Here is a 20877-nt window from a genome sequence, read left to right as displayed (position 1 = left end):
AAATATATTGAATATTATTATATTTAAAATAAATTAATGCAAAGAAAGAGGTTGAGTCGAATTGTGTAAAATGGTAGTTCTTGTAAGTGTTTTAGGTTAATAACGGGATAACTGCGCCCTTTTTTACCTAAACATTTGAATAGAATTATCTTTTACAGGATAAGACTCTTTTTTCATACTCTAAATCATTTAAAATTTAAATTAGTATCACTACACTATTATTTTGTTATAGCTAATATGAGAACTAATTTTTTACTCTACTATGATTTAGAATATAATTTTCACTGCATTAATTTACATGAATTTTAAGGAAAGAGCAAAGCCTCTTTCCTTTTTTTATTTTACGGAGGTATAAAGACATGAGTATATTAAATATTGAAAATCTAAGCTTTAGTTTTGGAGATAAAACTATTTTTAAAAATATGTCCCTTAGATTACTAAAGGGCGAACACGCTGGTCTTGTTGGAGTTAATGGTGCTGGTAAGACTACCCTGTTTAACATCTTAACTGAAAAATTAATCTGCGATGAAGGTACTTTTACTAAAGCTTCTTCCTGTAAGATTGGATATCTTAAACAAAATTCTGATATAAACGAAAATTTAACCATAAAAGAAGTTTTAAGGGAAGCCTATAGAAATCTTTATGAATTAGAAGAAAAGATCTTACTCATAAGTAATAAGTTAGCTACCGGAGATGTAGATGACTATGATAAATTAATCAATAAATTAGGTCATCTTCAAGATAGGCTGGATTCTAGTGAGTTTTATAATATTGAAAAGCATATTGAAACTATGTGTAAAGGGCTTGGTATAACTGCCCTTGGTATGGATACTCCCTTTAAAAATTTAAGTGGAGGTCAAAAAACTAAGGTTATGCTAGCAAAACTACTTCTTGAAGCTCCTGATATATTACTTTTAGATGAGCCTACTAATTATCTAGATAAAGAGCATATAGAGTGGTTATCTAAATATCTACATGACTATGAAAATGCTTTTGTGGTCATATCCCACGACACTAGCTTTTTAAACAATATTACAAATGTAATTTTTAATCTAGAGTTTTCCTCTATAAAAAGGTATATGGGAAATTATGATAACTTCTTAAAACTACAAGATGAGGAAAGAAAAAGATATATAGCTGAATATACTGCTCAACAAAAGGAAATTCAAAAGCTTCAGAACTTTATTGATAAAAATAAAGTTCGTGCTTCTACTGCAAAAATGGCTAAGGGTAGACAAAAGGCTCTTGATAAAATTGAAAAACTAGAAAAACCAAAAATAATTTCACCTAAACCTAGTTTTTCCTTTAATTTTAAAAGAACCTCTGCTTCCCTTGTGATGATAAGCTCTAGTCTAGCCATTGGCTACAGCTACCCACTTATAAAAAATCTTGATCTTACTTTAAAAAGAGGTGAAAAAATTGCCATTACAGGTTGCAATGGCATAGGTAAATCCACATTTTTAAAGACCATAATGGGAGTAATACCTCCAATAGATGGTGATATAAAACTTGGAGATTATCTGTACCCAGCTTACTTTGAGCAACAGGTTCATGGTTCAGACCATACTCCTCTTGAGGAAGTTTGGGATTGTTTTCCAAAAAAATCTCAGAGCGAAATAAGAGCAGCCCTTGGTCGTTGTGGTATTAAAAATGAGCATATGAACCAAAAACTAAAAACTTTAAGTGGCGGAGAACAATCAAAGGTTAGACTTTGTAAACTTACCTTAACTCCAACAAATTGGCTTTTACTTGATGAGCCAACTAACCATTTAGATGCTATCTCTAAGGCTGAACTAAAAAAAGCTCTTATTGATTTTAAGGGTACTCTCCTTTTAGTTTGCCATGAAGTTGATTTCTATAAAGATTTAGCAACTCAGGTTTGGAATATGGAAGAGCTTTTAGTATAATTAGTAAGGATCAGCTATAAATTTATAGCTGATCCTTATTTATATATCCTTATTCAGTTTTAGACTCCACTCTAATCCAAGATTCACAATACCCTTTGCCACTCTCTTTTTCATAATACATTTCTAAATCATAACCTTCTAATTTATTATAAGTTGATGTAGGTAACCATTCAGTATGTGCCCTCTTATTTAAATCTTGAAAAGCAGTACTAACATCATCAATATCATATTCCTCCGAAGTAAAAATCGCCCAAGTAGCTGATGGAATCTCTACTATTTTATAACCTGTGGTATCACTTTTATCACTCTTTAAAGCACATATCATATATGGGAAAGTGGTTCCACCAGTTTTTCTATATTCGCATATTGCATTTACTGGACATAATTCCCCTTGATTATTTAAATTGCCTGTAGATTCAGCTAATTTGTCACATTCTCCATTACTTAATACTTCATCCCAAAAATTGGGTATTTCTCTTAAATTCTCATCATAATTCGTGTCAAATATTCTTTCAATGCCATAAACTTGAAAAGCTTCTCTTGTTTCAATTCTATACTTCATTTCACTTACTCCTTTAATAGAAATTTGAAAGGATATACGTGGATATGCTTTTAGACTTATTCCCTTATTTCTTGCTGTTGTAGGAGTTATGCCATGCAAATTCTGAAATGCGCGGGTAAAAGCCTCTGGTGATTCATACCCATACTTTAGTGCAATATCGATAACCTTCATAGAGCTGTTTTGCAGTTCAAAAGCTGCCATAGTCATCCTTCTACGTCTAACATACTCTACCATTGAAATGTCAGTAATAAAAGAAAACATTCTTTGAAAGTGATGCACTGAATACCCAATTTCATTAGCTACTTTCTCATAATCAATTCTATTAGTTATATTACTTTCCATATACTCAATGGCTCTATTCATTTTATCTAAAAGTTCCATATTTATCCCCCCTTTAATAAAAGTATATCAAGTTATAAAGCATTAAACCTTGCAGTTCTTGTCCTCTTCTGCAAGATTATTTAACTTTAATTATATATTACACTAAAATATATTTCTATATTATTATTTCACTTATATAGATTAACTTATATACAAAAATAAAGGTATTAACTTAATATATAAAGTCAATACCTTTATTTTTAATCATATATTTATAAGTTTAGGATAAATATATTAGGGGTTAATCAGGGGTAAATATATTATCCTAAAAACATTTCTAAATCTTCATCCACAGTTCCTATGCCTGCAATCCCAAAAGTTTCTACTAATACTTTTGCTACATTTGGTGATAAAAATCCTGGAAGTGTTGGTCCTAGATGAATATTTTTTACTCCTAAATAAAGTAATGCTAGAAGTACTATTACAGCTTTTTGCTCATACCACGCTATGTTATAAGCTATAGGAAGTTCATTTACATCATTTAGTTCAAATATTTCTTTTAATTTTAAAGCTATTACAGCTAATGAGTAAGAATCATTACACTGTCCTGCATCTAAAACCCTTGGAATTCCACCTATATCGCCAAGATTTAATTTATTATAACGATATTTAGCACATCCTGCAGTTAATATTACTGTATCTTTTGGTAATTTTTCTGCAAACTCTGTATAATAATTTCTTGATTTCATTCTTCCATCACAACCAGCCATAACAAAGAACTTCTTAATGGCACCAGATTTAACAGCTTCTACTACCTTATCTGCTAAAGCAAATACTTGTGCATGAGCAAAACCGCCTACAATTTTACCCTTTTCAATTTCTTTAGGTGATGGTAATTTTTTAGCATGTTCTATAATTTCACTAAAGTCTTTAGCTTTTCCATCTTCTCTATCTTTAATATATTTAAATCCTGGATATCCAGTAGCACCTGTGGTATAAACTCTATCTGCATAACTTTCCTTTGGTGGTACTATACAATTTGTTGTAAACAGTATTGGCCCATTAAAAGGTTCAAATTCTTCATTTTGTTTCCACCAAGCATTACCATAGTTACCTACAAAATTAGAATATTTCTTAAAGAATGGATAATAGTGAGCTGGTAACATTTCACCATGAGTATAGACATCTACACCTGTATCTTTTGTTTGTTCTAAAAGCTCTTCTAAATCCTTTAAATCATGTCCTGATATCAATATAGCAGGGTTATTTCTAACTCCTATATTTACTTCAGTAATTTCTGGATTTCCATAAGCACCTGTATTGGCAGCATCTAGCATTGCCATAGTATCCACACCAAACTTACCTGTTTCTAAAGTAAGGGCAACTAGTTCATCTGCACTTAATGTATTATCTAATGTAGCTACTAATGCCTTTACCATAAAATCATAAACTTCTTCATTTTCTTTTCCTAAATTTAATGCATGTTCAGCATATGCTGCCATACCTTTTACACCATAAATAATTAATTCTCTAAGAGAACGTACATCTTCATTTTCAGTAGCTAATATTCCAACTTCAATAGCCTTTGATTTTTCTAAAAGCTCTAAATCACCTTGTACTACAAAAGTAGCAGCATCATGTAATTCTCCTAAATTTATTCCTTTATCCAGTAATTCTTTCTTAACTTCTTCTCTAAGTTCTATAGCTTCCTTTATTTTTTCAACAAATGCAGAATCATCAAAATTAGCATTTGTAATAGTCATAAATAATCCACTTACTATAAAATGATTAGCTTTAGGAAATCTTATACCTTTTTCTAATCCTTTTTGCTGAAAAATAGCAATTCCCTTTAGTGAATAAATCATTAAATCTTGTAAGTTAGCAACCTTCTCTGTCTTTCCACATACACCTCTTATTGTACAGCCTGTACCTTTTGCAGTTTCTTGACATTGATAACAAAACATACTCATTTAAAAACCTCCTTTAAAATTTTGTTTTAATTGGTTTTTTTAATCTATATTAATATAATATGTAATTTCATACTTAATTTCGGTATCTCAGGATACCATTGTTAGATATTTGTAAATTTTATAATTATAGATTTTAAATCTATAATCATAATATAGATATTAAAAGAGGCTTTCTCAAAATAGAAAAATCTATTTTGAGAAAGTCTCTTTTGAATAACTCTTTATCCTAGACATTCTCTTAAACTTTTTAGATCAATAATTCTAAAGGAGCTTCTGTGAAAATCTATAATTCCTTCTTCCTTCATATTTATTAGTTCTCTTGAAAGGGAAGGTCTAGATACAAGTATATATTCAGCTAATTCATTTCTCTTTAAAGGTATATCAAAGATAAGACTGTTATTAATACTATATTGCTGAATCAAATATGTGCTAATTTTTTTTCTTATACTTTTTAATGAAAGAATTTCTACCTTTTCATTTAAACTAAGAGCTTTTTTAGCTACTATTTGTAACATATTCTGTATTAAATTTTTATGTCCCTCACACGCTTTATTGCACACTCCTACAATCTTATCTGGATGTAAAAATAGGATAGTGCAATCAGTATACGCCTCTACAGTTGAAAGCCATCCATCCTTAGAAAAAGCATCTATTTCTCCAAATAAATCTCCTCTTTTTACTCTTGACATCATAACTCTATCACCATCTAAAGTTTCCTTACTAACACTTACTTCACCCTCTAAAACTACTCCTATCCCAGTTAATTTATCTTTTTCAATAGTTATTATATCTCTTTTTTTATAGTTTTTTATGCTAGACTTTAAACAACTTAATACACTTTTAAGTTCTTCTTTTTCAATATCTTTAAATAACTCAATGCTCAATAACTGATTAATCCATTTTTCATCCATAAGACTTCACCATTCCTTACTAATCCTTTATTTCTTCATTTTGTAATATAATATCACATAGCACTATAAATTGCTGTAATAAGTGTTACAAGACAAAGATTTTTTTCCTCATTTGCTTAACAATTTTAAAATATAAGTTTATTAGTTTACCTAAGATTATTTAGCTTGTTAATAGCTAAATTAATCATCTTTTCATGGTCAAAAGCTAATAAGTCTGTATTTTCCATTGAAGGTTTTATATATACTTCTCTGCTTCTACTACTTCCTTTTTTAACACCCTTTTCTAATACTAAATATTCTATTTTTATTTTTCTTTCATCATTATAAAAAATTAGTCTATAGGTACCTTCTTCCTGACTAGAATATAAAAAATTTTTTTCAACTCTAAACCAAGCCACCTCTGCTGCATCATCTCCAGCCTTAGGTTTTAATTTATCATAATCTACTAATGCAACATATGAAACACTTATAATCCTATCCCGTGGATCTCTTTCTACGTTTCCAAAGGTATATAGTTGCTCTAGAAAAACATCATCCACATTGGTTTCTTCTTTCAATTCCCTAAGAGCTGCCGCCTCTATGTCTTCATCCATATTCACAAACCCTCCAGGAATTGCCCAATTACCTATACAAGGATGATCTTTTCTCTTCACTAATAATATTTGTAGTTGATTTTTTTCTTCATGCACCTTTTTCTCAGTAAATATTAAAGTATCCACTGTCACTGCAGGCTTCTTATATTTCTCCGGATTATATCTTTCCAAAAATTTTTCCAAGGTCTCACCTCTAGAATTTACTTTTTCTCTTTGAGTTGTCATAATTTATTTTTAGGCTCATTGCCTAAAAGTCACCTCCTTTAATTGTTCAATTTCTTTTACATAACGATACTCTTTTAGCTCCTTACCAATATTAATTTCCTTTACTGTTCCATCATGATAAAAACCAATTTTCTCATAAAATCTCCTAGCTCTAATATTTTCTTCAAGAACCCATAAAGTTATCTCCTTATAGCTTCTTTTTCTTAATTCATTCATTCCCCACCGAATTAATTCTGAGCCTACTCCCATGCTCCAATACTGAGGCAATAAATATATACCCCATATTTCTCCACTTAATTCCTTCTTATCATCATCTCTACATTTACCTATACATATTAATCCAATAGGTACATCTTCTTTAAATATAATGGCATCCTCTTCCCATTTTTCTGATAGAGCCTTCTTAAAATATATTTCTCTTTTACTAGAAGTTATATTATCTAAAATTTCATTTGGAACAATACCTCTATAGGCACTTTTCCATGACTTAGAATGAATTTCTCCTAGTATCTTTGCATCATCAATAGTAGCATAGCGGATATTATACATAAATATTCTCCTAACTATTTAAAATTTTTCATAGATAACTATTTAAAATTTCTCCTATTTAACTATTTACCTATGAAACTAGTTAAATAGTTAAATAGTTGTTCTATTCATGCGGGTTTCAAGAATTTTGCTATTTAAAAGTACATGTGCTAAAGGTTCATTAATTTTTAAAATAAGCCTTATCTATAATTTTCTTCTTAAAATATGCCAAATATCATTTCCTTGAAATCCACATTTACGATACATCCTTTGCGGGTTTGTCTTATTATCAATTTTTCCTGATACAGTAACAAATTTAGATTTTTCTTTAAGTATCAATAATAAAAAATTTACAAGAGCAACCCCTATTCCATACCCCCTATATTGAGGCAGTACTTGTATCCATTCCAAGGAACCTTCCATAATATCTTCATCACATTCAGCTATACCTAAAGCAATAGGTATTTCTTTTATATTATCCACCACCAAAACCCATAGACTATTATCAAAGACTTTTTCTTTAGTCCACTCTAAAACTTCCTCAGGAGTTACTCTAATATCTGTATAACATTTGCAAATTATATCTGATACTATATCCACTTCTCTTGGTATATTCACAGTCTGAAATGAGAATCTTCTATCTAATTCTTCCTTATGAACATTTTTGAGATTATGAATAAGTTTAAAATACTTTTCGTCTATAAAATCTAATGTATTAAATTTATCAATAAAGTTATCATGCAAAATCATCATTTCATAGTTGTCTTTAATTTTAGGATATATACTATATTCACTACTAGACCAATAGGTATGAAGCATAGATTCATTTTCTATAATAAGATATACAACTTCATTATTATTAACTTTAATTTCCTTTTTAAAATAAGAAGTCATCTTTACAGTTTTCCATAACGCCGTTGGCTGAAATAAGCAGGGATTTTCTAAGTACTTTTCTCTTAAAACAACTTCAAAATTCAAATTACCCCCCCCAATGTAATTATCACTTTAAACCGACCTTTAAATCATAAATAAAAGCCTTATCAAACTCAATCGACTTTTCTATACTTATTATTTTATTCTGTATATTTTGATCATCCACCCTTAAGTACCTCTCTTTACCATAAAACATCTATTTAAATTATATATCATAATAAAATATGTTGTTATAATATTCTTTATTTTACATTAAATATTTTTTGTGTATAAAGATACTTTATACAATTTTATTTTAAGTTTTTTAAAACCTATATAATTCCTTAATTTTATATTTTTCTTATTAAAATACTTCATTAAAATTACAATATTTTAATGAAGCTATAAAATTTATTTATTATTTATTTATACCAATAACTCAAAATAATTATAAAATAAGACAATCTCCTATATACAGAAGATTGTCTCTTAAATTTACAGTGATAAGTATAGCTAACTAACAGCTACTACCTTAGCCGTAATTTAACCTAATTATAAATTTGATATGAAAAGTTTACAAGCCCCCTGTCATCATAAATGGTTAGTTCTAACTTATGAGTGTAGTCCTGATAGTAGGTATATGCCCAATATCCTAAATCTTCAGCACGATAAGGTTCTTCATCTGGCTCACCATATGCAGCTACAATATCATCTTTCGTACTTCCCCATGTTATTCCAGCTGGCAATTCAATTTCAGGATAGCTATCTGCATATGTAATATCCATACCCATTGACCATATCTGACATTCTTTAATATCTTTTGCTCCATCTGTAGTATTTTCAAAACCCGCGTCTATCTTCGCATCATACTTAGTACTTTTTAAATCAATAGTACTAGAAACTTTATCCCCTTTGTTCATAACATAACCATCATCATGACCATAGTCTGCTAAGTTAAAAGTCCACTCTTTTTCAATCTTACTGTAATCAAACGGAATTGTATAAAGAGCACCATCAAATGCCAAAGTCATTTTTTTCCAATCAGTAGCAGAATTCATACCAACTGAAGCTTTTTTGTTAGTGTCCGTTTCTTTAGCTTCTTCACTTACATCTTTTGCTTTTCCCTCAGCCTTAGCTTCAGTAGTATTAGTATTATTCTTGGTATTAGTATCAGGTGATTCTTTTCCACAACCAACAAGAGATATTAAAAGTGTTGCGCTTAGTAAAAGAGATATAATTTTTTTCATAATGTTCCTCCTCGTAGATTCTCTTTTTCAAGAATATTATTCTTTAGACTATGTACCTCACTATACAACATTCATTTCAGCGAAAATAATTTCAACTCTAATATAATTAGTAATTTTAATATCCTTCACTTGAATAATTTTTTTATCTTGTAATATAGGTAGTCCACAGAAAATATTATACTACAATTATTTGTTAAATAACATATTAATCTTGTTTTTTTGTAAAAATTTATATAAATTAGGCAAATAATTAAATATACTCTAATATATCAATGTTAAATATTTTAAATATAATTAAAAAATAAAGCTACCTTGTTGTTTAGGTTATAACAAGGTAACTTTATTTAATATTATCTATAAATAGGAAGTAAATAATTTGTCTAAATTAAAAATATTCTATTGATACTAATACACTATATTATTTTACATATTCTGTTACAAGATCCGTAAAGAGTATTCCATCTAAGTGATCAATCTCATGACAGAAACATTTTGCTAAGTCACCTGTACCGGTAAATGTCACTTCTTCACCTTTTTCATCTAAGGCTTGCACTATAACCTTCGCTGGTCTTTTTAGTTTTCCCCAAGTATCTGGTATACTTAAACAACCTTCTACCACCTTTTGTTCTCCTTCTTTGTATATTATCTTTGGATTTACTAGTTTTATTAATCCTTGTCCCATATCTAACACTACTAATCTTTTTAATATTCCTATTTGTGGAGCAGCTAAGCCACCACCATTTTCTGTATTGTACATAGTATCTGCCATATCATTTAAGATTAATCTAATTCTATCATCTACCTTTTCAACCACTTTGCTTTTTTTTTCTTAATATCTCATCATTTGAAAGTCTAATTTTTCTTAATGCCATTTATTCTATACCTCTACTTTACTGTAATCTTGATTTTCTTCTAATATTTTAATAAACTTTTTCTCATTTAAGATATCATTCGTTATAAATTGTCCATTATAAAATAAACTATAGGTAGTAAATGGGGTTGGTGAATTTTGTGCTTCTTCTATAGTTTTATATTTCTTAACCTGCATATTAATATTCATACTTTTAGCAATTTCCTCAACAAGAGGTACATACTTAGCTGTAAAAGGACATTGATTACTATAATAAAGTACAAATCCCTTTTCATCTATTTTACCTTCCTTTGCACATGACCTAAAGAAAGGTTTATTTTCTCCTTCTTTAAAAGGTAAATATAATAGTTCATAATAAGGCTCTGCTCTATCTGCAATTAAAAACCCCTTATGGATTAGATATTTTTTATCTGCTAAATAAGGTCTTTTTTTTATTTGAAGATAGGATTACTAATCCCTTTTTTCCTTTGTTTTTACTATCTGCAATACATTCATCTAATAATTTATTAGAAATCCCTTGACCCTTATATTGACCAGATACCCAAATACAATTAATGAACATGTACTTTTCTGCAATAATAGGACACCAAGCTTTTTCGGCAGGTATATACTCAATAAAAACTTTACCTCTTACATCGCCTTTTTTAAATACTAATCCATCAGCGAACCTAGCCTTCATCCATGCTTTCTTCGATGACACTTGGCATTCACCTTTCTTATCAGCAATAGCACAGCAAATATGTTCCTTTTCAATATTTTCATTGTTTACAGTAATAATATTCAATGATTTATTCCCCTTCCCCAAAATAGTTAAATCTATTATCACTATTTAGTTTTCCAAATTTTATTTATAAAAGTTCCAACTTCCTTCCATGCCGCTTTACTTTCCGGAATTAAATCTCCTGCCATTTGAAACACATGAAACATACCTTCATAAACAGATAATTTAACTTTAACCTTTTGATTTCTTGCCCTTTCTGCCACAGTGAGAGTATCACTTAAAAGAACTTCATGGGTTCCCACTTGCATAAGCATTGGTGGAAATCCTGTAAAATCTCCATATACCGGTGATATATACGGGTTATGAGGATTATTATCTCCTACATATGCTGAATCATATAGCATATTGTTTGTAGTCTTACCAAAAAGAGGATCAATCTCATAATTTTCTATATAACTTGTACCACTATGAGTCAAATCATTCCAAGGTGACATAACTACAATTCCTGCCGGAAGAGAAATTTCATTATCCCTTAGGTAAAGACACAGTGCTAATGCTAATCCTCCTCCAGCAGAATCTCCTACTACCATGATTTTCTTTGATTCAAAATTTTTTTCTTCTATAAGCCACTGATAAGCAGCTATTGCATCTTCTAATGCTGCCGGAAATGGATTCTCTGGAGCTACTCTATAATCAATAGTTAAAACCTCTGTACTTTTACCTAGTTCTGAATAATTTACTGCAAATCTTCTATACACATTTTTCATGGGACCAATGTAGCCTCCACCATGAAGTTGCAGAATTACTTTTCCGTTAGATTTTTCTTCTGGCTTTAAGTATTCCATAACAAAATTATCTAACTCTATTTTTTCATATAAATATCCATTAGGACACTTCCAAGGTGGTTCTACAGGATGCTTTCTAAATTTTCCTGTTTGAATTGGTTCCCCCAAGGAAGTATCTGTAATATTATTAATTAATTCTCTAACTAAATTTCCACGAATACTAATCTTTTTCTCTTTCATCTTCTCTCTCCTAGGTATTAAATCTGCGAATTAATTCATTTTTTACGCTTCTATCCCCAAAAACTATGGTACCAATTAAAATAAGAATTGAAATTCCACTAGTTAAAATAGCTAAAAACGGTCTATCTATTAATTTTACCCAAAATAGTATCAAAGGAATAAAGCTAAAAATAGTAATAGCAATTTGATACATAAAATAACTTTGCCAATTCATTGGATTAACTATCATAAGAAGCACAATTGCTAAGTTAGCAAATAGTATCATGGCAGGGACTGCATAGTTCACAGACCATCCAATGTATCCTGTAACATTATCAATGACTACAACTAGTATTCCAGCTCCTATGGTTTGAACTAATATTTTAGAAGCCAAATTAGCATTATTCATAATGGAATAGGTAACTGTAACTCCAAAATATATAATTCCAACCACCGCAATTAAAGACCATATAACTCCTGAGTAGGTAATATAATTAATAAAACCTAAAACTACAGAAACTACAGTTAATATAAACAAAAAAATTCTTTTTATTTTGTTATATTTACCTATATCAAACTCAACATTAGGATACATTCTTGTGGATTCTTCATTCATTTCATCATACTCTAATACTCTCCTGCATAGAGGGCAAGTATGTGTTTCATCCAATATGTTTACTTGACATCTTCTACACCTTTTCATTTAATACACCATTACTTTCTATTGTTACACCAATTCCTTCTTTAGTTAAAGCTCTAAAGAAAGCTCTTTGCAAATATGTATCTCCTAACACTGAGGAAAAAGTCACTACCACTTTATCTTTATAAGAGCATACTCCACACTTCATTTTTTGTTTTTTAGATACACCTATAATAAAATGAAAGTTCTCTATGTACTCCTCAAATTCTGGGAGAACCTTTATATATCCTAAGTTAGATAGAGTCATAGTATTTCCCCTACTTATTCTTCCGTAAACCAACTGTAATGCAATATACTTAAGGACTAGTGGAGCAAATCTAACTAAAGGTTTTTTCTCGTTGGATACATTATAAGAAATAGTTTCTTCCAGCTTCTCTTTAGTTATATTTTCATCCATCTGTTTATTTACCATAAAAAGAATATCCTCAAAACTATGCTCTTTTCCATCAGATAAAAATTCTATAGCTGTTACAGCAAAGAAGTTCATAGTAGTTGTAGAATCAAAGAAAGATCTAAGATTAATAGGTAAATTAATTGATATAGGGTCTTCATATTTTTGCTTATTTAAGTATTCCTCATAAATACACCATATCAATAACGCCAATAAGTATCTAGTTATACTTACTCCTTTTTCTTTACATTTTGATTTAAGTCCTGCTAGGTCAACATAACCATGAATAACACTTACTGTATCTAGATATAGTACTTCTCCCTTTAACTGATAAGCCTTTTTAGTACTATAGGGTTTCTTAGCTAACCTCTTATAATTTTTTAAATAACTATCCTCAGTATCAAGTATACATTCACTACTGGGTCTCCTTGTAACTTTTTTAGAGGAATCCTTGATTTTAAGTAGTTCTACATAGTGATAAGTAAGTTCCTTTAAAAAGTTAATAGCACCCATTCCATCTGTAATGGCATGAAAAACCTCTAAGTTAATTCTTTTTTCATAGTAAGATACACGAAATAAAAATTGCTGATTACTACGTGGGTCTATATACTTACATGGGTAAGTAGCTTCTTTTTCTACTATGGGCATTTTTTTATTAGTTTCAAAGTAATACCAAAAAAAACCTCTTCTAAGCCTTACGTTAAATCCATCAAACCATGGAAGTACCTCTTCTAATGCTTGCTGTAAAATTTCTGGTACTACATCTCCCTTCAAAGTGACAGACACTCTAAATACATTACTTAAGTTTTCATTAGCAATGACAGGAAATATTTTTGCTGTATTATCTAATCGTCTCCACTTTGTTTGATGACTTTTTTTATTCATTTATCTTCACTCTTTCTTAACTATTGTTAATATAATAATTCCTAATTACTAATTATTATACCAAATTTAATCTATACTTTCATTAGCTTGCATCTAGCTAGTCACTTTTATAAACATTTTTATATAAAATTAACATAAAATTTAATCTAAATATATAATTAAAATTCTAATCTGCCTTTGTATTCTAGCCATATTATTGAAAAAATATTAAAAGGTATAGAATAAAAATTCTATACCTTTTAATCAGCTTTTATACCTACCGCTCGTCCTATAGTTCCACCTAACTTTTCCCATACATAATTATGCTCCTTATCCGCCTGAGAGAAATCTCCTTTTTCCCATCTATTTAAAATATCTAACAGTTTTTCTCTATCCTCGTAATTTATCTTTTCTACAATACTTTTCAAATTTTGAATTTCTTCTTTTTCCATGGGTAATTCTCCCCAAATTTTATTATTCTCTGCAATTATCTTAGTATTAGCCATTCTATGCATTATATCATAAACATCTGCTTCTGGATAATAATCTGCTGGCTTCAATTCCTTAGAATCTTCTTTTGATATCTCTTCATTAATTGATTTTATTTCCTGTTGATTTTCTTTAGCTGTTAACTTTCCTGACTTTTTATCCATTAGATAAGTTACCCCAAATACAGCAGCTATTATTACAAGAATTACTATAATAAAAATGATAACCGACTTTTTTCTAAAAAAACCCTTCATACACTTACCCCCTTTTATCTTATATGTAAATAATTGTATCAATAACTCCATATACTTTTCAATGATTTTATAAAAAAAGCCTTATTTCTAAGGCTTAACTACTCTTATAATACCATAATAAATTAACTTTCCATCCTCCAAACTACAGTCACTGTATCTTCTACATCTATATCATCAGGCTGCAAATCAATGTTTGGAGCTCCTCCTGTAGAAATTAGGTTCTTATTTATGCTATAAATATCCCTGTATAATTGAATATCACTCCCACTATAATCTATACTTAGTACCTTTCCTAATCTTACCCCTGCAGCCTCTGCCATTACTTTAGCCTTTGATCTTGCATCTTCTACAGCTCTTTCCAAAAGTAAATCCTTAACTTCTGTATCATCTTTAACCTTATACCTTATAGAAAACTCAGGTGTTGCTTTGCAACCTGCAAGAGCATTAAGGACTCTAGTTAACATCATGGCATTTTGCTCAAATTCAATTCTTAAGTTATTGGTAACTTCATATCCTACAAAAACTCTCCTATAATTTCCATTTGCATCAGAAATATTTTCATACTTAGTGTCAACTCTAAAATTTGTAGTCTTTATATCTTTTTTATCAAAACCTGCACTCCTTAAGCATAACCTCAATTCATCCAAGTCTCTACTAGCAGCATTCATAGCTTCTTCATAGGTAGGTTTTAACGTAGTTAATATCATATTAATTTCTATTGTATCTGGTGGTATTGATGCTTTACCCTTTCCTTTCACACTTATAACTCTTTCTTCCATAATACCCCTCCTAATTTAATAAATTTGTATAGTATAAATTTATTAAATTAGGATTTAAATATTACTAATAGCTATTATAAAATAAATAACATGCCACAGAGAACTATTATCTGTAGCATGTTATTTAAACATTAGTATATTATACTTCCATAATTATTGGGAATATAGTTGGTCGTCTTTTAGTTTCATCATATAAGAATCTCTCTATGGATCTTTTTACATTAGTCTTTAATACATACCATTCTATCTGATTATTTGATAAAGAATTTTCAATTTCTTCTCTTGCTATATCTCTAATTTTATTGATCATATCTTCTGCTTCCTTGGCATAAACAAAACCTCTAGTTATAATATCTGGTCCTGCTAATATACTATAACTTTCCTTCTCTATAGTTACAACTACAACAACCATACCATCTTGACCTAAATACCTTCTGTCTCTTAGTACTATGTTGCCTACATCACCTACTCCTATACCATCTACAAGTACCCTTCCAGTATGAACCCTACCAGATATTCTTGCTTCATCCTCAGAAAGCTGAAGTATATCTCCAGTATTCATTATAAATATATTCTTATCTTCCATACCTAAACTTTTAGCCAGATCTTTGTGATGTTTTAAATGCCTATATTCTCCATGAACAGGCATAAAATACTTTGGATGAACTAATGAATGTATTAATTTTAACTCTTCTTGACAAGCATGCCCAGATACATGGATATCTTCTAAAGCTTCATAGATAACATCTGCGCCTTTTTTATAAAGTTCATTGATAACTTTAGATATAAGCTTATCATTCCCAGGTATAGGAGATGCTGAGATAATAAATAGATCATCAGGCTCTAATTGAATTTTTCTATGATTTGAAAAAGCTATTCTCGCTAGACCTGCCATAGGCTCTCCTTGGCTACCTGTAGTTATTATAGTTATTTCTTCATTTCTGTAATTTCTTATGTCATCTACATTTATCATAGTTCCTTCTGGAATATGTAAATAACCTAACTCCATAGCTACAGTAGATATATTTTCCATACTTCTACCGCTAAAGGCAATTTTTCTTTTGTACTTAACTGAAGCATCAGCTATTTGTTGCATTCTATGTATATTGGAGGCAAAGGTTGCAACTATCACTCTTCCAGTAGCTGTAGAAAAAATTCTATTTAAGGTCTGTCCTATAGACTTTTCTGATAAACTATGACCTTGTCTTTCTACATTAGTACTATCTGCCATTAAAAGCAATACCCCTTCTTTTCCCAATTCAGATATTCTTTCTAAATCCATAACCAAACCATCTATAGGTGTATAATCAATTTTAAAATCTCCAGTATGGACTATGTTCCCAATAGGAGTGTGTATAGCTAAGGAACAAGAATCAGCTATGCTATGGGTATTTCTTATGAATTCAACTTTAATATCTTCAAATTCTATAGTTTCTCCAGCTTCCACAGTTTTAAGGGTATATTCATTTTCTAAAAAATGTTCCTTTAGTTTATTACCTAATATACCTAAGGTTAATCTAGTTCCGTACACCGGAATATTTAGTTGTTTTAAAATATAAGGTAATGAACCAATGTGATCTTCATGTCCATGAGTAAGAACAAAAGCCTTTACTTTTTCTTTATTATCCATTAAATAAGTTATATCAGGTATGATTAAGTCAACCCCATACATTTCTTCATCTGGAAATGCTATACCACAATCTATAACTACAATGTCTTTATCATATTCAATAGCAGTAATATTTTTACCTATTTCACCTAATCCACCCAGAGGTATTACTTTAACACATTTTTTCCCTTCCATAAAATCCCTTCCTTTAACATTAATTAATATACATTTATTATGTGTTATAGTATGGATTTAAATACTTTTATTAATTTAATTATTTTTTATAGTAAACAAAGAGACTATCCCAACTTTGAGATAGCCCTTATACTTTTTTATAGATTTAAAATACTATGTTTATTTTTTCTTCTTTAACTCATTCTTATTCTTGACTTTCTTGTCACCCTTCTTATCCTTGCCAGCATTCTTAGCTGCCTTTTTATCTTCCTTACCCCTACCTCTAGACATATCTTCCTCCTAAATTAATAATTTATATAGTAAAATATATTAATCTTCATAGAGAAATATACTGAATTTACTACTACAAGAAATAAAAACTAGTAAAATTAAAGTTAATAAAAATATCCCTCATTGCAGCTTTATTATCTGCAATAAGGGATATTTTTTAATTTTATGGGAAAATGTATATTTTATTTTTAAAATTTATCTGTTATTATTTATAGAACTCTTGAGTTGCATAAACTCTATTACCAGCTTTATATACACCTACACCTATACTTTCAAAATTAGTTGATAGTATATTTTTTCTATGACCTTCTGAATTCATCCAGTTAGTCATAAATTGATTAGCTAATGCAGTTGGGTCAGATACTCCCCCTATATATGCTATATTTTCTCCCCAAGCTCTATATGAAACTCCATCAGCCTTCATTTTAGTTGTTATAAGATTTCCACTTAAGTCTTGGTGACTAAAATAATTTTTATCTCCCATATCTTGAGATTTAATTCTAGCATATTTTTCCATAGTTTTGTTATAAGTTAAAGGCGCTACTCCAGCTTTAGCTCTCTCTTCGTTTACTTTATTAAATATAGCTTGTTCAACTTGAGCCATAAACTTCTCATTAACAACTGGTGCCTCTGGTACTACTGGTGTTTCAGGCACAACTGGTGCTTCAGTAACAGGAGTTTTAGTTGACGTATCCTGCCCTGTTGATGGTTGTGTCGTTGGCTTGGTAGTTGGTTCTGTTGTTGGTTGTTCCACTACTGGTTCCTTTACTTGGTCTTTTGACGGTGTACTTGGTACAGTAGTACAATTATTTTGATTTATTATAATCTTTTTCATAGCTTCAAAGTCAGTTGTAAAGTTTCCACTCATAAATTTAGTATAATCTAAATTGCCATATTGATTGTTACTTATAGTTCTATAACTCACAGTTTTCACTTGACTTTTAGTCTTTACAGCAGCTTCAGCTTGTACTCCACCTACGAATGTACTTCCTACTAATAATAATGTTAATATTGATAATGTTCTCGATTTCATTTCCATTCCTCCTATATTTGGACTTAATAACTTGTCCACTTTTCTAGTAGTTAATGTACTTTTACGTCTAACCACCTTGTCCTATAGTTATAACATATAAATTTTAATTTTATAATGGTTGATAATTTCTAATGAATGATACATTATCCTCCAAAGGTAACCATTATTCATAATGGATTTATTAACCAACACCAAAATAAGAATATTACTGGATTTCAGGATTTTTGTAAAAATATCCATAGATAAAATTACTAAAAATAATTTTATAAAATCTATGAATATCTGAATGTTTTTCATTATAATTTTCCATATTTTTTAATATTTTTAAAAATTAATAATAAAAAGGCGGTATTTATACCGCCTTAATTATACTAAATCATTAATTATTATATTCATTAATCCCAATTGCCCACTGTTCATCAATAGCTTGAAAACCCTTGTATACCCTTTTCTCTATATTATTTAAGTATTTATCTCTTATAAAATTATATATTTTCATATCTATATTGTACAATGGTGTTTCCCCTTTTTCATCTATAAGTATAAAAAACATACTATCTTTAATAATATCATAATCAAAATATATCTTTTTAGTACAAAGTTCCAAATTAGTGTCTACTAAATTAGTAATATAATATAATTTATATATTTCCATAACTCTATCATCTAAATTGCAGTCTAAAATTTTAATTTTTTCTATTAAATCATAGTTACTAGTTACAATTCTAAGTTTGTAATTATTACCAAATCGAGGTAAGATTTCATCTGATAATACTTCTAGCTCTTTAGCTAATTCATCGTTATCTCTACTATAATTTGTTATCAAATATATCATCTCTCTTTTATTCATATCATGATATAAACAATCATATTCAAAGGTTGATACATGTCCACATATAGGACATTTAAATTTAAAAAAGTCATTATCTAATACTTTCTCTTTTATTCTTTCATCTATAGTTACATTAATACTATTCCATAACTTAATGTTGCTTTTTATCAAACAATTTGGACAGGTTACTTCCACATTCCTCTTTAAAGCCATAAGTATCCCCCTCTTTTTATTAATAGCCTTAGAAAAAGTTTTATATCTATATTGTATATTTTATCACATTACGTTGTAAATGTAACTGCATTATTTTCTAAATTTTAAAACTTTTATCTCCAATTTTATCCTTTTTCTATAAATACAACAGAAAAAGCTACATCTTATATAGACATAGCTTTCAACCCCACTTGAGCTGGTAGACATGGATTAAATATTCTTAATTTCCTTAATCCAATTTACCAGCATTAACTCCATTTCTGCATCCCCTTTAACTGGATACTTCTCAGATAACTTTATGGCCTCTTCATAATAACCTAATGCTTTTTCATTATTATTATTATAGAAAGTTTCATAAGCCATCATTATTCTCTTTTTTCCTATCATAAATTTAGAAGCTTTTATATATTTTTTAAGATTTTTATCATATATGCTATCAATAAACTCCTTATTGCAATCACCTATGAGTTCTAAAAAAATTTTTTCGCAATTTATTTCATTTCTATACAATGGGATTATCTTATTAATCCATGGTGTAAAATCTTCAATACACCTTCTTGCCCTTGTAAAATCCATATTATCCAAATACCAATTGTACTCCATAAGTTTAAGTGAAGAATTGAGTGGATTCACTAAGTTACTTCCTTCATTCAACTTAAATTCTTCCAATTCCATATCTTTAATTCGCATTCCTTGTGATTGTAGTCCATTAACCCTAAGTTGTAAATAAAACCCTCTTCTTGCATCTTCATCTTTCAACATAGATATAACATTATATCCATCATTAGAAATTCCTCCAACCTTTAATGGAATTATGTTAGTAAGGGCTGCAAATATACCTGCTCCACTAATTAATATTAGTATTGTTGAAATCAAAACAGGAATTCCTTCTATTAAAACAACTAGTAATATACCCGCTCCTGCTACTATTAGATTCATTATTCCTCCGCCATAGTTATACATTATGAAGGGATATCTTCCATCCTTTATTTCTGGAGGCATCATAAGACACTGACCTGCTGTGCCTGGTATACCAAACTTTTTATAGCTTATTTTATCTTTGTCTTTAATTATAGTTAAAGATCCTATCCTAAAGGATACAAAAGAATATCCTGTGATAAATCCAAATAAAAGATGTCCTGCTTCATGAATAATAATATGAATTATATACCCTAAGAAAAATATTAGTATAAGTCCATAGTATTTAAGTAATTCCAAAAGAAAATTATCACTTTTGATATAGGTATCCATAAAACTTTTAAAATAACTTGCAGATAAAAACCCTATACCAGCTCCAATAGCTCCACAAACTACTAAAAACATAAGCCCAGTTAAAAAGTTGCTTTTCTTTTTACTTCCATTTTTAGTTATTTCTTTTTTTTCATTAATCATTAAAAACCTCCGTTTTATTAACATTTAATATGAATACAAGTTTGTATTCATATTAAATTATATATTATCTTGTCTATATATACT

General features: G+C 29.3%; 17 protein-coding genes and 2 pseudogenes. 1 reads left to right on the top strand and 18 read right to left on the bottom strand.

The features are described from left to right. Positions 1-359: 359 nt before the first annotated feature. On the top strand, positions 360-1907 hold the full coding sequence (locus IO99_RS01905) for an ABC-F family ATP-binding cassette domain-containing protein (protein ID WP_035129454.1): 1548 nt from the start codon (positions 360-362) through the stop codon (positions 1905-1907). 49 nt (positions 1908-1956) lie between these two features. Here the strand turns inward: IO99_RS01905 and IO99_RS01900 are convergent, their stop codons facing one another. From IO99_RS01900 to IO99_RS01815, 18 genes and pseudogenes are all read right to left on the bottom strand, one after another. Then, positions 1957-2850, bottom strand: a complete 894-nt coding sequence (locus tag IO99_RS01900; RefSeq protein ID WP_035129452.1) for an AraC family transcriptional regulator — start codon at positions 2848-2850, stop codon at positions 1957-1959. A gap of 260 nt (positions 2851-3110) precedes the next feature. Beyond that, the gene (gene hcp / locus IO99_RS01895) at positions 3111-4760 is read right to left on the bottom strand and encodes a hydroxylamine reductase (protein ID WP_035129450.1); all 1650 of its coding nucleotides are present in this window, start codon (positions 4758-4760) and stop codon (positions 3111-3113) included. A gap of 221 nt (positions 4761-4981) precedes the next feature. Next, on the bottom strand, positions 4982-5671 hold the full coding sequence (locus tag IO99_RS01890; protein WP_035129448.1) for a Crp/Fnr family transcriptional regulator: 690 nt from the start codon (positions 5669-5671) through the stop codon (positions 4982-4984). Positions 5672-5817: 146 nt separating this feature from the next. Further along, the gene (locus IO99_RS01885; RefSeq protein ID WP_198028540.1) at positions 5818-6447 is read right to left on the bottom strand and encodes an NUDIX domain-containing protein; all 630 of its coding nucleotides are present in this window, start codon (positions 6445-6447) and stop codon (positions 5818-5820) included. Positions 6448-6504: 57 nt separating this feature from the next. Beyond that, entirely contained in the window at positions 6505-7038 is a 534-nt protein-coding gene (locus IO99_RS01880; RefSeq protein ID WP_035129444.1) for a GNAT family N-acetyltransferase, read from the bottom strand. Between the two features lie 183 nt (positions 7039-7221). Further along, positions 7222-7995, bottom strand: a complete 774-nt coding sequence (locus IO99_RS01875) for a GNAT family N-acetyltransferase (RefSeq protein ID WP_035129442.1) — start codon at positions 7993-7995, stop codon at positions 7222-7224. Positions 7996-8477: 482 nt separating this feature from the next. Continuing rightward, positions 8478-9176 carry an LptM family lipoprotein gene (locus tag IO99_RS01870; RefSeq protein ID WP_035129440.1) on the bottom strand — a complete coding sequence of 233 codons (699 nt, stop codon included), beginning with the start codon at positions 9174-9176 and terminating at the stop codon, positions 8478-8480. A gap of 418 nt (positions 9177-9594) precedes the next feature. Beyond that, positions 9595-10048, bottom strand: a pseudogene (gene def / locus IO99_RS01865) (peptide deformylase). Between the two features lie 5 nt (positions 10049-10053). After that, positions 10054-10831, bottom strand: a pseudogene (locus IO99_RS01860) (GNAT family N-acetyltransferase). 41 nt (positions 10832-10872) lie between these two features. After that, positions 10873-11793, bottom strand: a complete 921-nt coding sequence (locus tag IO99_RS01855) for an alpha/beta hydrolase (RefSeq protein ID WP_035129557.1) — start codon at positions 11791-11793, stop codon at positions 10873-10875. Between the two features lie 10 nt (positions 11794-11803). Beyond that, entirely contained in the window at positions 11804-12475 is a 672-nt protein-coding gene (locus IO99_RS19390; RefSeq protein WP_035129438.1) for a DUF6320 domain-containing protein, read from the bottom strand. Continuing rightward, a complete protein-coding gene (locus IO99_RS01845) occupies positions 12462-13748 on the bottom strand; it encodes a hypothetical protein (protein ID WP_035129436.1) in 1287 nt (428 codons plus the stop codon). Before IO99_RS01845 ends, IO99_RS19390 begins: the two co-directional genes overlap by 14 nt. A gap of 239 nt (positions 13749-13987) precedes the next feature. Further along, positions 13988-14470 (bottom strand): DUF6241 domain-containing protein, encoded by a 483-nt coding sequence (locus IO99_RS18220; protein ID WP_051823829.1) that lies wholly within the window; start codon positions 14468-14470, stop codon positions 13988-13990. A 122-nt stretch (positions 14471-14592) separates the two neighbouring features. Then, a complete protein-coding gene (locus IO99_RS01835; protein ID WP_035129434.1) occupies positions 14593-15249 on the bottom strand; it encodes an SIMPL domain-containing protein in 657 nt (218 codons plus the stop codon). 139 nt (positions 15250-15388) lie between these two features. Then, the gene (locus IO99_RS01830) at positions 15389-17053 is read right to left on the bottom strand and encodes a ribonuclease J (protein WP_035129432.1); all 1665 of its coding nucleotides are present in this window, start codon (positions 17051-17053) and stop codon (positions 15389-15391) included. Between the two features lie 475 nt (positions 17054-17528). After that, on the bottom strand, positions 17529-18356 hold the full coding sequence (locus IO99_RS18605) for a CAP domain-containing protein (RefSeq protein WP_242844063.1): 828 nt from the start codon (positions 18354-18356) through the stop codon (positions 17529-17531). Positions 18357-18735: 379 nt separating this feature from the next. Further along, entirely contained in the window at positions 18736-19401 is a 666-nt protein-coding gene (locus tag IO99_RS01820) for a CpXC domain-containing protein (protein ID WP_035129431.1), read from the bottom strand. Positions 19402-19611: 210 nt separating this feature from the next. Continuing rightward, positions 19612-20793 (bottom strand): zinc metalloprotease, encoded by a 1182-nt coding sequence (locus tag IO99_RS01815; RefSeq protein WP_051823827.1) that lies wholly within the window; start codon positions 20791-20793, stop codon positions 19612-19614. Between the last annotated feature and the right edge of the window lie 84 nt (positions 20794-20877).

It is taken from the genome of Clostridium sulfidigenes, from assembly GCF_000732635.1.
Taxonomy (GTDB): Bacteria; Bacillota; Clostridia; order Clostridiales; family Clostridiaceae; genus Clostridium_J; species Clostridium_J sulfidigenes.
This window is presented reverse-complemented; position numbering and strand designations above follow the sequence as displayed.

Excerpts from the sequence above, each read along its gene's own strand:
- IO99_RS01905 (WP_035129454.1), top strand. The coding sequence starts at position 360 with ATGAGTATATTAAATATTGAAAATCTAAGCTTTAGTTTTGGAGATAAA.
- IO99_RS01900 (WP_035129452.1), bottom strand. The coding sequence starts at position 2,850 with ATGGAACTTTTAGATAAAATGAATAGAGCCATTGAGTATATGGAAAGT.
- hcp (WP_035129450.1), bottom strand. The coding sequence starts at position 4,760 with ATGAGTATGTTTTGTTATCAATGTCAAGAAACTGCAAAAGGTACAGGC.
- IO99_RS01890 (WP_035129448.1), bottom strand. The coding sequence starts at position 5,671 with ATGGATGAAAAATGGATTAATCAGTTATTGAGCATTGAGTTATTTAAA.
- IO99_RS01880 (WP_035129444.1), bottom strand. The coding sequence starts at position 7,038 with ATGTATAATATCCGCTATGCTACTATTGATGATGCAAAGATACTAGGA.
- IO99_RS01870 (WP_035129440.1), bottom strand. The coding sequence starts at position 9,176 with ATGAAAAAAATTATATCTCTTTTACTAAGCGCAACACTTTTAATATCT.
- IO99_RS01855 (WP_035129557.1), bottom strand. The coding sequence starts at position 11,793 with ATGAAAGAGAAAAAGATTAGTATTCGTGGAAATTTAGTTAGAGAATTA.
- IO99_RS19390 (WP_035129438.1), bottom strand. The coding sequence starts at position 12,475 with ATGAAAAGGTGTAGAAGATGTCAAGTAAACATATTGGATGAAACACAT.
- IO99_RS01845 (WP_035129436.1), bottom strand. The coding sequence starts at position 13,748 with ATGAATAAAAAAAGTCATCAAACAAAGTGGAGACGATTAGATAATACA.
- IO99_RS18220 (WP_051823829.1), bottom strand. The coding sequence starts at position 14,470 with ATGAAGGGTTTTTTTAGAAAAAAGTCGGTTATCATTTTTATTATAGTA.
- IO99_RS01835 (WP_035129434.1), bottom strand. The coding sequence starts at position 15,249 with ATGGAAGAAAGAGTTATAAGTGTGAAAGGAAAGGGTAAAGCATCAATA.
- IO99_RS01830 (WP_035129432.1), bottom strand. The coding sequence starts at position 17,053 with ATGGAAGGGAAAAAATGTGTTAAAGTAATACCTCTGGGTGGATTAGGT.
- IO99_RS18605 (WP_242844063.1), bottom strand. The coding sequence starts at position 18,356 with ATGAAATCGAGAACATTATCAATATTAACATTATTATTAGTAGGAAGT.
- IO99_RS01820 (WP_035129431.1), bottom strand. The coding sequence starts at position 19,401 with ATGGCTTTAAAGAGGAATGTGGAAGTAACCTGTCCAAATTGTTTGATA.
- IO99_RS01815 (WP_051823827.1), bottom strand. The coding sequence starts at position 20,793 with ATGATTAATGAAAAAAAAGAAATAACTAAAAATGGAAGTAAAAAGAAA.